Below are 13,564 nucleotides of genomic sequence, written 5' to 3'. Positions count from 1 at the left end.
ATAATTCATGATCAAGAAAAGAGATCTACAGTTTGGAGATTAGACCCTAAAAAAGCGGGAATGAGTTCTTGTATAGGAGATATTGGTGTACATGCATTTAATCTTGTTGAGTATACTACAGGATTGAAGGTAGATTCTATTTTATCCGATTTTAATTACTTATACGACGACAACCAGATGGATGTAGATGGGACAGTTTTAATACGTATGGACAATCATGTAAAAGGGGTAATACGTTCTAGCCAAGTAGCAACAGGAGAAGAAAATGGATTATCTATTGCTATTTATGGTAAAAAGGCAGCTTTTAAGTGGGAGCAAGAGAATCCTAATTACTTATATAAATTAAGTGATACGGAACCATTGCAAGTGTATAAGCCAGGGCATGTTTATAATTCAGATTTATCTTTAGACGGAACCAAATTACCTCCAGGGCATCCAGAAGGTATTTTCGATTCTATGGCAAATATATATTTAGGAGCTGCTCGTGCCATTCGGGGAGAAAAATATAATGACGGTGAGTTTCCTACTATGTTAGATGGTGTTCGTGGAATGAATTTTATTGAAGCTACCGTAGAATCTCATAAAGCCGAAAATACATGGGTTAAGCTAGAGCCTTAAACCTAAAAAATAATTATAAAACAGAAAGATTTTAGCGTTTAAAGACGAGTTCAAATTCTTGGCAAACAACAATCATACTTTCACTTGGTTTTCGATTAAAAGCTTCGAATTCTCTAGTGTAATATTCCCAATGTACTTTTTTCCAATAGGCTAAAGATTTATCTCCTTCCCCCTCTTTATTAGCATAAGTTTCATCAATACTAAAAAAGGGTTTAAGGGTTACTTTTTTGGTTTCGATTATGCATTGTGCCTCTCCATTCCAATTTGTAACCACAGTGAAATCTCCTATTTTTGGTAATTTTTCATTTTTATTTTGAATGCCAATTAAGGAGTCTGTAGTAGCTTTTTTTATGCCAGATTTAACTAACATAGCACATTCATTGGCATCTTTTTCATTGTCACAAAAATGAGTGGTTTTTGGTGCTTCGTGAAAGGCGTCTTCTAAATGTTTATCCAAATAATCACCCCACATATTTCTTGCTGAAGAATTTTCCATTTACGTTAAACGTGTTTATAGTTTCTAATATTGTTAGTGTATATAGTATTACTTAGCAAGATAATCATTTTAGGAAAATTTACCAGCTTTAAATTCTTTAGCTGCGTGATTAGCTGCTCCGGCTGTAAATACCATATATGTTACCAAAGGGTTTCTTCCTTTAAATGGAGGATTCTTATCTGTAACTTTTAATGATTAGCCTCCTATATGGTGTCCTCTAATCCAATCAAAACGTTTTATTTAAAATAATTCTGATGTTATGCCTATATTTATAACGCATCTAAGTAGATATTATTAATGCGGGAATAAATAATCCTAAATATAATGCATATTCCTAGAATTTGTTTAGTGAAATAACTAAAGCATCACGAAATATCACGAAAATAATAATTACTTAATTAAATTTTTTTAAATGAAAACGATTAAGGGGCCAGCAATTTTTTTGGCGCAATTTGTAGGTAGTAAAGCTCCATTTAATTCGTTAGAGGGAATGTGTAAATGGGCTGCAGATTTAGGATATAAAGGAATACAAATTCCTACTTGGGAGTCTTTCTTAATAGATTTGGATAAAGCTGCTGAAAGCCAAACCTATTGCGATGAGTTAAAAGGAACCATTAATTCTTATGGATTAGAAATAACAGAGCTTTCTACGCATTTACAAGGACAATTGGTAGCTGTTAATCCTGTATATGATACTATGTTTGATGGTTTTGCGCCAGATGCAGTAAAGAATAACCCTAAAGCAAGGAGAGAATGGGCTATAGAAACAGTAAAAAAGGCAGGAACGGCAAGTAGGCGTTTGGGAATTAGTTCGCATGCTACTTTTTCAGGAGCATTGCTTTGGCATACTATGTATCCTTGGCCACAAAGACCTCCGGGATTAGTAGAAATGGGCTTTGGTGAGTTGGCAAAAAGATGGCTGCCTATTCTTAATCATTTTGATGAACAAGGAGTAGATGTTTGCTATGAAATACACCCAGGAGAAGATTTGCATGATGGTATTTCTTTTGAACGTTTTTTAAAGGCAACAAACAACCATAAGCGCGTAAATATGCTATATGATCCTAGTCATTACGTACTACAACATTTAGATTATCTTACTTTTATTGATCATTATCATACTTTTATAAAAGCTTTTCATGTGAAAGATGCAGAGTTCAATCCTACAGGAAAGCAAGGTGTTTATGGAGGTTATACGGATTGGATAGATAGAGCTGGTAGGTTTAGATCTCTAGGAGATGGACAAGTAGATTTTAGGAGTGTATTTTCTAAACTCACACAATATGGATGTGATGTTTGGGCGGTAATGGAATGGGAGTGTTGTATTAAGAGTCCAGAACAAGGTGCTCGAGAAGGAGCTCCTTTTATTCAGAAGCATATTATAGAAGCTACAGAAAAGACATTTGATGATTTTGCAGGAACCGAAATGGATAAAGGAGTATTAAAAAATATTTTAGGAATTTAAAATTCTATTATGAAAAAACTAGTATTGGTATTGTTGGCAGTCTTTTTTGTTATTAGTTGCAAGCAGAAAGAGACCAAAAATAAAGTGGTTATCGAGACAAAAGCAAAAACAATGACTCAAGAAGATTGGGAGGTTCTTTTTGATGGTACTAATTTGGGTAAATGGACGGAGTACTCTAAAAATTCTATTTCTGATAATTGGAAATTAGAAAATGGTGCAATGGTTTTTTATCCGCCAGAGAATAAGCCAGAAGGAGAAAGTTATAATCTAGTTACAAAATCGGAATACACGGATTTTGTTCTTTCTTTAGAATGGCAGATTTCTGAAGGCGGTAATAGTGGTATATTTTGGGGTGTTAAAGAGAAGCAAAGCCTGCCCGAGGCTTACCAAACAGGACCAGAAATTCAGGTTTTAGATAACACAAAACATCCAGATGCTAAAGCAGGAACCACACACCAGGCTGGAGCTTTATATGATATGATTGCTCCATCTAAAGATGTTACAAAAGCGGTCGGAGAATGGAATACTTGCCAGATAACTGTAAACCATAAAACAAATCAGGGCAGTGTAGTTTTAAATGGAGAGACTATAGTGAAATTTTCTGTAAATAATCCAGAATGGGGAGCTATGGTTGCAAAATCTAAATTTGCCGATTGGCCAGAATTTGGAAAATACACTACAGGGAAAATAGGCCTTCAGGATCATGGTGATAAAGTAGCTTATAGGAATATTAAAATAAAAAAATTATAGAATGAAAAATTTTTGGATTACAATTTTCGCTGCTTTCTTGTGTCTTGTTAATGCCTATAGCCAGGAAGAAATGCCGGTAATCGATGTGGAGGTAATAGAGGATTCTGTTTCGTTTGAGAAAGAAGGGAAAGAGCCGACCAAACCCGAGGAAACAGAATTTTATGAGCCAGTCGTTCCTATTGTTAAAAAAGATGAAAACGGAATTCCTAGTGATGCCATTGTTCTTTTTAATGGAGGTAGTTTAGATCAGTGGGAAAATGCAAAAAATCAAACAGAGGCAAAATGGCAATTAAATGTTGATGGGAGTATGACGGTTAAGGATAAAACTGGAGACATACAGACCAAACAAAAATTTGGAGATGTGCAATTGCATATAGAATGGCGTTCCCCTAAAGAAATAGGAGGAAAAGGGCAGCATAGAGCAAACAGCGGCATATTTTTATCAGAAAAATATGAGGTACAAGTTTTAGATAATAATGAGAATTCAACCTATGTAAATGGGCAAGTAGGGTCTATCTACAAACAGCATACGCCCTTAGCAATGGCTTCTGTAGCTAGCGGAGAATGGAATGCTTATGACATTATTTATCACGCGCCAGAGTTCGATGAGGCTGGTTTAAAAATTAAGCCGGGAACTTTAACGGTTATTCATAACGGAATATTAATTCAGGATCATGTAGAAATTAAGGGGACAACGCCTTATATAGGTTGGCCTAAGAACCCACCACATGGTAAAGGTTCTTTGCTATTGCAAGATCATGGAGATAGTAGTAGAGTCAGTTTTAGAAACATCTGGGTGAGGGAGTTGTAGGTGTCCTACATTGATGTTGGTAATTAGAGCAAATGATAGTCTATAAATATAGAGGAGCAAATTTTGAAAGAGATTTAGAATCCCTTGAGAGAAATTCTTACTGGTCACCTAAATTCAAGGATTTAAATGACCCTTGTGAAACATTAATAAATACAGACCCATTTAAGATTCAGTCCAAAGCATTTGCTAAATTATTTGGAAAAGAAAAATCTGAACAATTTTTAGAAGTTGAGAAGGCCCTTCATAATTTATTTGAAGTAAAGAAAAAAGGAATTGGAATATACTCACTCTCTAAAACTTTTAAAGATGAGTTACTCTGGGCTCACTATGCCGATAGTCATAAAGGCTTTTGTGTAGAATATGATTTAGAATTACTGGCGAATAGTTATGAATCATTTGAAACTTTTTCCTTCCCAGTTATTTATACTAAAAAACCACCTGAATATGGAATTAGAGATATAAATAAAACTAAAACTTACCAAATTGTACAAAAGCTCGCAGGTTATAAATCAAAAAGGTGGAGTTATGAACAAGAGTATAGGGTAGTTACAGGTTTCTATGGTGAACATCCATATAATCCAATTTGTCTTAAATCAATTTATTTCGGATTGAATATGAAAGAATTTGAAAAAGAAATAATGACAAAAAGATTAAAGGGCAGAAATATTCAATTTTTTCAAATAGTTCAAAAGCATAATTCATATGACTTTGATGCTGTCAAAGTAAATGATTTAACAAAAGAAAGATATACTTATTTTAAAGAAATCCCAACAGAAATAACCGAACAGAATCCAATTCAGTATAAAATTACCAGCAAGGTTTACATTAGAGAAATAAAAGCAATGGTTGAAATAGAACTGGAATCCAAAATCAATGAGAAACAACTGGAATGGATAGCTCACCTGTTAAGAAATGATATGTTTAGAAAACCAAAAAGACTTTTTATTATGTATTATTTGAAAAGCGATATAGAAAGAGATCCTGCATGGGCGACTACTCATTTTGTAGATTCTGAATTGAAAGTAACAATAAATGATTTTGGACAATAATAACTGCTAAACCAAAATCTTGCGTGTACTTGTAAGTTCGTCAGACTGTTGGCCATATTTTTTAAAAAATAAACCGATTGCCTTTAACTAATCTGCTTTAATTATCTTTGCAGGCAAATAATCTATATATGATTCAATCCATGACTGGGTTTGGAAAGCATGTAATTCAGCTTCCCTCAAAAAAGATAACCGTAGAATTAAAATCCCTTAACAGCAAAAGCTTAGACTTAAATGCAAGAATGCCTTCGGCATATCGAGAAAAGGAGCTAGAATTACGAAAATTAATTGCAAGCTCTTTGGTTCGAGGAAAGGTAGATTTTGGTTTGTATATAGAGAATACTGGTGATAGTACTTCTGCTCAGGTAAATGAGGTTACGGTAAGGCAATACATGGAACAATTAAAATCTATAGCAGATGGCGATGCTATACGCTTGTTGGAAATGGCTCTAAGAATGCCAGATGCTATGAAAACCGATAAGGAAGATATAGATGAAGCGGAGTATAGTTCTATAAAAGAGGCTTTGCTAGAAGCTTTGTCAGAAATTAATAACTTTAGATCAGAAGAAGGTAGTGTTTTAGAGGCAGATTTTAAATTGCGTTTGCAGGCGTTAACAAGTTTGTTAGAAGAGGTAATAAAAATTGACCCAGAAAGGCAGGCAACTATTAGAGAAAGGTTAGAAAAAGCAGTAGCAGATTTAACTGTGGAAGTAGATGCTAACAGGTTCGAGCAAGAACTTATCTATTATCTAGAGAAATATGATATTACAGAGGAGAAGGTTAGGTTAAATAACCATTTGGAATATTTTACAAAAACGCTAAACTCCTCGGATAGTAATGGTAAAAAACTTGCTTTTATTTGCCAAGAAATAGGAAGAGAAATAAATACAATTGGTTCTAAAGCCAATTATGCGCCAATGCAACAAATTGTGGTGCAAATGAAAGATGAGTTAGAAAAGATTAAAGAACAAATGTTGAATGTTTTGTAATGGCAGGAGGTAAATTAATAATATTTTCAGCGCCATCTGGTAGTGGTAAGACTACTATAGTTAGGTATTTATTAGAGCAAGAAGATTTAAATTTAGCCTTTTCAGTTTCTGCGGCTTCAAGACCGCGTCGTGGAAAAGAAAAAAACGGAGAACATTATTATTTCATGTCTGTTTCAGAATTTAAAAATCATATAAAGAAGGATGATTTTTTAGAATGGGAAGAAGTGTATAGAGATAATTTTTATGGCACTTTAAAAACAGAAGTAGAACGTCTTTGGGCAGAAGGAAAAAATGTAATTTTTGATATTGATGTTGTTGGTGGTTTGCGAATTAAGAAAAAATTTCCAAAAGAAACTTTGGCTGTTTTTGTAAAGCCTCCGAGTATAGACGAATTAAAAATTAGGCTAAAGAAGAGAAGCACCGAAAGTGATGATAAAATAAATATGCGAATAGCTAAGGCAGGAGTAGAGCTTGCCACCGCACCGCAATTCGATAAGATTATTAAGAATTACGATTTGGATGTAGCTTTAAAAGAAGCACATGATTTAGTAGCTGAATTTGTAAATTCTTAGGTATAGTAAAAGATAAATGAAAAAAGTAGGACTATATTTTGGCACTTTTAATCCCATACATTTAGGGCATTTGGTAATAGCCAATCATATGGTAGAGTTCTCAGATTTAGATGAGGTTTGGTTTGTGGTAACTCCACAAAGTCCTTTTAAAACAAAAAAGACATTACTAGATAATAACCATAGATACCAAATGGTATCTGAAGCAGTACAAGAATATTCTGCTTTAAAACCAAGTAAAGTAGAATTCGGTTTGCCTCAGCCAAATTATACTATAAATACCTTGGCAGTACTTTCTGAAACGCATGCAAACAAATATGAATTTTCTTTAATAATGGGAGAAGACAATCTAAAGGGATTTCATAAATGGAAAAACTATGAAGTTATTTTAGAAGAGTATAACATTTATATATACCCTAGAGTATCTAGCGGTAGTGTGGACCATCAATTTAAAAATCACCCTAAAATTCATAAAGTAGATGCTCCTATTATGGAAATTTCATCTACTTTTATTCGTAATAATCACAAGCTAGGTAAAAACATAAAGCCCATGCTTCCAGATGTAGTTTGGAAGTACATGGACCAAATGAATTTTTATAGATAAAAGGCAGCCTTTTAAAAAAAAAGACTGCCTTTAATAAACATCAAAACGCAATTTTGTAAAACTGCGTTTTAATGCTTTACATTAAGTGCTGTGTACTTTTTTATTCCGTTTCTTCTAAGAATTTAATGTCACGGGTATTCTTTTGTACTGCAATAGCAGAGAATAAACTTAGTACAAAAGACATTGCGTAAAAACCCTTTTCACTTAATAATAAATCGGCATTCCATAAACCAATAACTAATAGCACAATCGATGTTATGGTGGTAAACCAACTAATACCATAATAGGCATCAGTTACTGGTAGGCCTTCTTTTTTATCGCGCACACTTTTTTGTACGGAAACCACGGAGAATAGACCAAATAATAATATGGTGAAATAATACCCTTTTTCATTAAGAAGCATATCTGCATTCCATAAACCTATACAATAGGAAACCATTCCTAATAATAGGGCGGACCATGAGGCCGATATAAATGCTGATGTTGGTTTTAAATCAAAATCTAATACCTTTTTTTCTTTTTTTAAAGAGGAACTATTTTTCGATTCTGTAAATATTTGATTTTCCATAATATATTTTATTTTGATGTTTATGATGGGACAAAGATGCAAGGACAAAAAGGTAATGGAAACCCATAAATAGTAATATACTTACGATTTAAAATGAGTAGTATTGTTTATATGAACTATAAAATAGTACTTTTACGAGTATATTACTTATGATTTAATGAATGCTATTGTTACTATAATTAAGACATTGACACCAGAGAGGAAGCGCGATTTTGTCCTATGGTTAAAGAATAAGAACCGTAGAGGGGATACTAAAAACCTTCTTTTGTTTAATTTTTTGCTTAAAGAGGAGGTGGATGCGTTAGATGTAAAAATCTATGGTAAACCTGCGAAAAATGCTTTTCATGCCTTATGTAAAAGGCTTCAAGATAGTTTGCTCGATTTTTTGGCGACAAAGAGTTTTGAGAGCGAATCATCCGAAGAACTAAGTGTTCTTAAGTTAATTGTTGCTAGCCGTATTTTTTTGGAACAAAAAGAGTATGTAATCGGTTATAAAACACTTGCTAAAGCGGAGAAGTTGGCAAGTTTTATGGGTCATTATTCTTTGTTGAATGAAATTTATCATACCAAAATTCAGTATGCACATTGTAATACCTCTTTAAACTTAGAAGAGGTATCCAAAATGGCTATGTTAAATATGGAGTCTTTTCAGAAAGACTTTAGATTAAATATGGCATACGCACAGATTAAAGAAAAAATGCTAGCTGCGGATTCTTTAGGTGCTTTAGATGTTATAGTGGAAGAGGCATTTAAAAAGTTTGAGGTTTCTATACATGCATCCTTATCTTATAAATCTTTGTATCAATTAATGAACATAACTTCTATTACTGCAAAATTACAGCGTAATTTTTACAGGGTAACCCCTTTTATTGCTGAGGCTTATACTTTAGTAAGTGGTAAAAGTACATTGGCACATAAACACTTGTATTATCATATAGGAATTTTACAGGTTATGGCGATGGTGAATTTTAGAAATAAAAAGTTCAAGGCTTCTATGTATTTTATAGAAAAAATGGAGGAGCAAATGGAAAATAATAATAGGATGTACTATCGCCGCTTTTTAGGCGATTTAAATACACTTAAAGGTTTAAACTATAATTATACAGGAAACTCTGTAAAAGCGCTGGAGGTTTTGGAAAAAGACAATTCAGGCTCCTTAGATATTCAACTAATAAAGATGATGTGTCTTTTTCAGCAAAAAAGATATAAAGATGCATATCAAATTATAAAACAATTAAATCATAGCGATGTTTGGTATGAAAAAAAAGTAGGTTGGATCTGGGTTTTAAAAAAGAGTATAGTTGAAATATTACTGCTTATAGAGTTAGATCAATTAGACTTGGTTTTATTACGGATTAAAAGTTTTAGAATAAAGTTTAAAGAAAAATTACATCAGATAGAAGAAAGTAGAGTATTAACTTTTTTGCAACTAGCTTTGTTGTATTATGAGAATCCTAAACAGGTTTTTTCGGAACCATTTAAGGAAAAAGTAGAGACTTCTTTTGATTGGAATGCTAATGAGAAAGAAGATATATACGTAATGAGTTTTTATGCGTGGTTAAAATCTAAAATGGAAAATAAAGGGCTATATGAAACTACATTACAATTAGTTTCTAATATTTAATGCTCCTCTAATGGTTTTGCTGTAGTAAGTATGTCTGTTCCTAAATACGTATCATCCTTATTATAGTACCAAGCTCTATTTTTTGGCATCTTAATATTCAGTATTTTTTCTTCCTCCGTTAGTAGGATATACTCTCCATCATTTTTAGACTCATCATGGAAAAATTGATATACCTCCAAAGCATATGTTTTAGGGTCAAAATAAAAATACCAAGTATCTTTTCCTACCTCTTTGTCATAGGTTACCTTAAGAACTAAGTATTCTTTTCCTTTAAAAGGTTTGCGTACGACTATATGATCGATAATAGTCCCTGGGTCTTTTAGTTTCATTGGAAGTCCGTAAAGGTAGGTGTAGTAGTCTTTCATCATTTTGGTACGACTACAACTTATTCGTAGGCTATCTTTTTGGTTTTGAGAAATAGTAGAACTACCATTTAACGTTAGGGTACAATTTTCCTTTTCTAATGTAGATGTAATAGTGTTTTTCCCTTTAGTTACTACAGAGCTAAAATATGTATTGGGTAGGTCTATAGATATTTTACTGTGGCGCTCTCTGTTTTTTGGAGTTTGCATAGTAATGAATAATTGTCCTTTGAAAGTTTCCCAATTATTATGCGGGTCGTGGTGGGTAATAGCTCTGTCTAATAATTGAGTCCCAGTGAGGCTTTGGCAATAAGAGCTTAAAGAGATAATGAAAAAAATAAAAAAAAAGTACCTTGGCATAGTTTAATAAATTCTATGTCAAGATACCTAATATATATTAATTATGTTTTTTATTCTTTGTTTTCTGGAGTGTCTATTGTCGCAGGTTCTACGGAGCTATCGTGTTCGTTGTAATAGAGCTCTAATAAATTCATAGTAGCTGTTATTAAATCTTTTGTTTCTAACAGTAATGAAAAATACAATGTGGTATTTTTTGGACTAGATTCTTCCGTTCTAGTTCTGGCTACTTGTTTCTGTATTTTATCAGAGACTAATGCAAATAGTTTTTGTTTATTATTCAGTATAGCACCAATTTCTTCAAAAGATCTATTTTCGAAAGCTTTTTGCGTACCGTGTAATAAATTCTCTAACTCTATATCAATTTCTTTTAACTCCTTTATTTGATTGTACTTTAATTTTTTATGATTATTGCTAATATGTTTATGTGTAATTTTAGATATGTATTCTAAAGATTGCACCATATCTTGGAGGTATCCTAGAATATTAATGTAAAAGTTACTAGCGCCAACACTGGCGTCATCCAAGTTTTTAATAAAGTAAAAAATATGATCTCTTAAATCATCTATTTCTGCAGACAATTTGAGAACACCTTTTTTGTTTTTCTTTAATTCGTCTAAATCTTGTTTGGCAAGTCCGTTTATGCTTGTAGTGTATATTTTATTACTTCTTTTTACTACACGTGCAATGTTACTAGCGCTTTCTTCAATTACACCCTGTATAGAACTGCTTTCTGCTCTGCTAAGGCTGTCCTCTGCTTTTAGGATTTTAGATTTTTTATTGTAAGATATGTAGTTTCTTGCTAGTAGTAATATTGCAGCGAAAAGCAATATTGCTATTGCGGCACCTTTACCAAAACTAATTATAGTAAGTATTATTCCAGAAGCAATAAAAGCGATAAGAGCGGTTCCAAACCAACCACCAATAACGTTTAATACGCCTGCAACTCTGTAAACAGCGCTTTCTGCTCCCCATGCTCTATCTGCAAGAGATGTTCCCATTGCTACCATAAAAGTTACATAAGTAGTGGATAATGGTAATTTGTAGGATGTTGCTATAGAAATTAAGATACCTGCCACCATAAGGTTTACTGCAGCTCTAACCATATCAAAAGCTGGTAGCTCATGAAATTTATCTTTAGATAATGCTATGGTTGGTTTTTCGAATTGTTTTTCTATTCTGTTTTGTGTGCTTTTAGGTAATATACTAGCAGTAATTTCAGAAGCGCCAACGGCCATACGAACTAAAGCTCTTGATAAAAAATTAGGTTGAAAGCGCTCTTTTGTCTCTCCTTGACTGGATAGGTCTAGAGATGTTTTTACAACCGCTTTGGCTTTGCTAGAGAACCATAGCGTTACTACCATAATCATACCCGCAACAAATAATAAAGCTGTAGGAGTAGGAACTTTAGAGGCTAATATTTCCATGCTAAACTCCGTAGCAGGAACCCCAGAAGCAACCCATGCTTCGTAAGATTGCCAAGCTGCAATTGGAACTCCAATAAAGTTTACTAAATCATTACCAGCAAAGGCAAGAGCTAATGCAAACGTACCTACACCAATAATTAATTTGTAGATGTTAATTTTTGCAACGTTCATTAGTATGTAGGATAGTATAGACCAAAATATGAAGTTTACAAGAACTATAAGAACCCATTTTAGCTCTAAGAAGTCTTTAATAGTTACACCTCCGATTATATCAAAACTTTGTTTAGCATAAGCAGTACCTTTTATACCTTTCATTAGGATAAAGTAGGTAATTGCAGAAAGAGCTACACCGCCAAAAACAGCACCTACCCATTTTGCTTTTTTCTCAAAATCATAAGATAATAATACCCGAGTAATCCATTGTACTAGTGCACCTATTGAAAATGCAACGACGACAGATAATAAGATACCCGATATAATTAAAAGTGCTTTCTCTGTATTTATGTAATTAACAATATCTGTAAATTCACCATTTGCATGGGCAATTTTAATTATTGCCATAGCTACTGCAGCTCCTAGCAACTCAAATACAATAGAAACTGTTGTAGATGTAGGCATTCCTAGGGTGTTAAAGAAATCTAACAGTAATATATCGGTAATCATTACCGCCATAAATATGAACATGATTTCATTAAAGTAGAACTGTCCAGGATTAAAAATACCTTTACGAGCAACTTCCATCATACCACTAGAAAAAATGGCGCCACATGCAATACCAATACTGGCAACAATCATTAAGTTTTTAAATGATATTGCTTTAGATCCAATGGCAGAATTTAAAAAATTCACTGCATCATTACTTACTCCTACCACTAAATCGGCGATAGCTAATACAGCAAGAGCAATAATCATTAATAGGTAAATATTATCCATAATTTAAAAATATAATGTTCGCAAATATCAGTAACAAGTTAATGGCTTATGTTATGTAAATGTTATGTTTTTTAGAAATGTATATCTAGTTGAAGTCTATACATTAACTTATCTGTTCCATTTTCAACAGAAAGATAACTTAAATCTGTTTGTACTTTTAATTTATGCCCAACAATATATTTGGATAAACCTAATGTATATTGTGTTTCAGGGTTTTTTCCAGTAATAACCTCATCTAGATTTATATCTGTATATCTTCCAGATACTTCCCAATTATTTGTAAATAAATAACCAGTCTGCAGGTTTAGACCATTTCCTACTTGCACTTCATCCCCAGTTAAAGAACCGTCTATGTTTTTTGCTATGGCATCATCCGCAGTTCTTTTGACGTATTCTGCCATAAAGGAGAAGCCATTATATTTAAACATAGCATCTAAAAAAAGTGTATTTGTATTGGTGCTATAAAAACCAGCTTCAGAATCATTAACCATATAAGAACCTTGGTTGCTTCTGTTTTTTACGGCATTATTATTAATATCATAGGATCCGCTTAGCATTAATTTTGGTGTTTTTTCTCTTTTTTGGTCACTACCAGTGTAATCTCCTTTGCTTTGGAATGTTCCAAAAGGTAAGAGTTCTAGTCTAGCAGTATATTGGTGCCCTCCTAAATTGCCAGTGGTAATGTTTCTTCCTTCTCCCTGAGAAATGGAGAATTTTTCACGTACTAAAAATGTATCTGTTAAATTAAAATGATGTCTTATCTGAACACCAAAATCTCTATCAATATTAAATCTACTGTTTAAAAGGGAGCGGTCTACTTGCTGTAAATCTCCAGAAGAGATTACGCGCTCTATGTTTCCAGGGAGTTTTGTTTGTCCTGCCCAAAGTTCAAAATTTCCATGAAAATTCCACATCACTACGGCATCTAGTATATATCTAGGAGCG

14 protein-coding genes are annotated in these 13,564 nt (G+C 33.1%); 9 read left to right on the top strand and 5 right to left on the bottom strand.

All coding sequences use genetic code 11. The features are described 5' to 3' along the window. Positions 1–618, top strand: a 618-nt coding sequence (locus QZZ51_RS13505; RefSeq protein ID WP_291870541.1) for a Gfo/Idh/MocA family oxidoreductase, incomplete at its 5' end; no start/stop codon positions are given. Between the two features lie 31 nt (positions 619–649). Here the strand turns inward: QZZ51_RS13505 and QZZ51_RS13500 are convergent. Continuing rightward, entirely contained in the window at positions 650–1,114 is a 465-nt protein-coding gene (locus QZZ51_RS13500; protein WP_291870539.1) for an ASCH domain-containing protein, read from the bottom strand. Between the two features lie 412 nt (positions 1,115–1,526). Between QZZ51_RS13500 and QZZ51_RS13495 the strand changes: the two genes are divergently transcribed. The 7 genes from QZZ51_RS13495 to nadD all read left to right on the top strand — a co-directional run bounded on the left by QZZ51_RS13495 (position 1,527) and on the right by nadD (position 7,348). Further along, positions 1,527–2,579: a sugar phosphate isomerase/epimerase gene (locus QZZ51_RS13495; RefSeq protein WP_291870536.1), complete on the top strand. Its 1,053-nt coding sequence runs from the start codon at positions 1,527–1,529 to the stop codon at positions 2,577–2,579. Positions 2,580–2,588: 9 nt separating this feature from the next. Then, positions 2,589–3,329: a DUF1080 domain-containing protein gene (locus QZZ51_RS13490; protein WP_291870535.1), complete on the top strand. Its 741-nt coding sequence runs from the start codon at positions 2,589–2,591 to the stop codon at positions 3,327–3,329. Positions 3,330–3,399: 70 nt separating this feature from the next. Continuing rightward, on the top strand, positions 3,400–4,140 hold the full coding sequence (locus QZZ51_RS13485; protein ID WP_291870543.1) for a DUF1080 domain-containing protein: 741 nt from the start codon (positions 3,400–3,402) through the stop codon (positions 4,138–4,140). A gap of 32 nt (positions 4,141–4,172) precedes the next feature. Then, positions 4,173–5,189, top strand: a complete 1,017-nt coding sequence (locus tag QZZ51_RS13480; protein WP_291870534.1) for a DUF2971 domain-containing protein — start codon at positions 4,173–4,175, stop codon at positions 5,187–5,189. Between the two features lie 128 nt (positions 5,190–5,317). Next, positions 5,318–6,175, top strand: a complete 858-nt coding sequence (locus QZZ51_RS13475; protein WP_291870533.1) for a YicC/YloC family endoribonuclease — start codon at positions 5,318–5,320, stop codon at positions 6,173–6,175. Beyond that, entirely contained in the window at positions 6,175–6,747 is a 573-nt protein-coding gene (gmk, locus tag QZZ51_RS13470) for a guanylate kinase (RefSeq protein WP_291870531.1), read from the top strand. The genes QZZ51_RS13475 and gmk overlap by 1 nt, the downstream gene beginning before the upstream one ends. 16 nt (positions 6,748–6,763) lie before the next feature. Continuing rightward, positions 6,764–7,348 carry a nicotinate (nicotinamide) nucleotide adenylyltransferase gene (nadD, locus tag QZZ51_RS13465; protein ID WP_291870529.1) on the top strand — a complete coding sequence of 195 codons (585 nt, stop codon included), beginning with the start codon at positions 6,764–6,766 and terminating at the stop codon, positions 7,346–7,348. A 100-nt stretch (positions 7,349–7,448) separates the two neighbouring features. Here nadD and yiaA read toward each other — a convergent pair whose 3' ends face one another. Next, positions 7,449–7,916, bottom strand: coding sequence for an inner membrane protein YiaA (yiaA, locus tag QZZ51_RS13460; protein ID WP_291870527.1), 468 nt, complete (start codon positions 7,914–7,916; stop codon positions 7,449–7,451). Positions 7,917–8,073: 157 nt separating this feature from the next. Here yiaA and QZZ51_RS13455 point away from each other — a divergent pair, with 157 nt between their 5' ends. Continuing rightward, complete coding sequence (locus QZZ51_RS13455) at positions 8,074–9,540, top strand: hypothetical protein (protein WP_291870526.1); 1,467 nt, start codon at positions 8,074–8,076, stop codon at positions 9,538–9,540. On the opposite strand, the gene QZZ51_RS13450 is transcribed toward QZZ51_RS13455, so the two are convergent. The 3 genes from QZZ51_RS13450 to QZZ51_RS13440 form a co-directional block, all read right to left on the bottom strand. Next, entirely contained in the window at positions 9,537–10,262 is a 726-nt protein-coding gene (locus QZZ51_RS13450) for a DUF6503 family protein (protein ID WP_291870524.1), read from the bottom strand. The two genes, QZZ51_RS13455 and QZZ51_RS13450, sit on opposite strands and share 4 nt — an antisense overlap. A gap of 50 nt (positions 10,263–10,312) precedes the next feature. Beyond that, positions 10,313–12,619: an inorganic phosphate transporter gene (locus QZZ51_RS13445; protein WP_291870522.1), complete on the bottom strand. Its 2,307-nt coding sequence runs from the start codon at positions 12,617–12,619 to the stop codon at positions 10,313–10,315. Between the two features lie 71 nt (positions 12,620–12,690). Next, on the bottom strand, positions 12,691–13,564 hold an 874-nt coding region (locus QZZ51_RS13440), incomplete at its 5' end, for a porin (RefSeq protein ID WP_291870520.1).

Origin of the sequence: Maribacter sp. (assembly GCF_016744255.1) — a bacterium.
GTDB lineage: Bacteria > Bacteroidota > Bacteroidia > Flavobacteriales > Flavobacteriaceae > Maribacter_B.
The sequence above is the reverse complement of the archived record's forward strand: the minus strand, read 5'-3'. Positions and strand labels throughout refer to the sequence as shown.

Coding starts and splice junctions, on each gene's coding strand:
- QZZ51_RS13500 (WP_291870539.1), bottom strand. CDS start 1,114: ATGGAAAATTCTTCAGCAAGAAATATGTGGGGTGATTATTTGGATAAA.
- QZZ51_RS13495 (WP_291870536.1), top strand. CDS start 1,527: ATGAAAACGATTAAGGGGCCAGCAATTTTTTTGGCGCAATTTGTAGGT.
- QZZ51_RS13490 (WP_291870535.1), top strand. CDS start 2,589: ATGAAAAAACTAGTATTGGTATTGTTGGCAGTCTTTTTTGTTATTAGT.
- QZZ51_RS13485 (WP_291870543.1), top strand. CDS start 3,400: ATGCCGGTAATCGATGTGGAGGTAATAGAGGATTCTGTTTCGTTTGAG.
- QZZ51_RS13480 (WP_291870534.1), top strand. CDS start 4,173: ATGATAGTCTATAAATATAGAGGAGCAAATTTTGAAAGAGATTTAGAA.
- QZZ51_RS13475 (WP_291870533.1), top strand. CDS start 5,318: ATGATTCAATCCATGACTGGGTTTGGAAAGCATGTAATTCAGCTTCCC.
- gmk (WP_291870531.1), top strand. CDS start 6,175: ATGGCAGGAGGTAAATTAATAATATTTTCAGCGCCATCTGGTAGTGGT.
- nadD (WP_291870529.1), top strand. CDS start 6,764: ATGAAAAAAGTAGGACTATATTTTGGCACTTTTAATCCCATACATTTA.
- yiaA (WP_291870527.1), bottom strand. CDS start 7,916: ATGGAAAATCAAATATTTACAGAATCGAAAAATAGTTCCTCTTTAAAA.
- QZZ51_RS13455 (WP_291870526.1), top strand. CDS start 8,074: ATGAATGCTATTGTTACTATAATTAAGACATTGACACCAGAGAGGAAG.
- QZZ51_RS13450 (WP_291870524.1), bottom strand. CDS start 10,262: ATGCCAAGGTACTTTTTTTTTATTTTTTTCATTATCTCTTTAAGCTCT.
- QZZ51_RS13445 (WP_291870522.1), bottom strand. CDS start 12,619: ATGGATAATATTTACCTATTAATGATTATTGCTCTTGCTGTATTAGCT.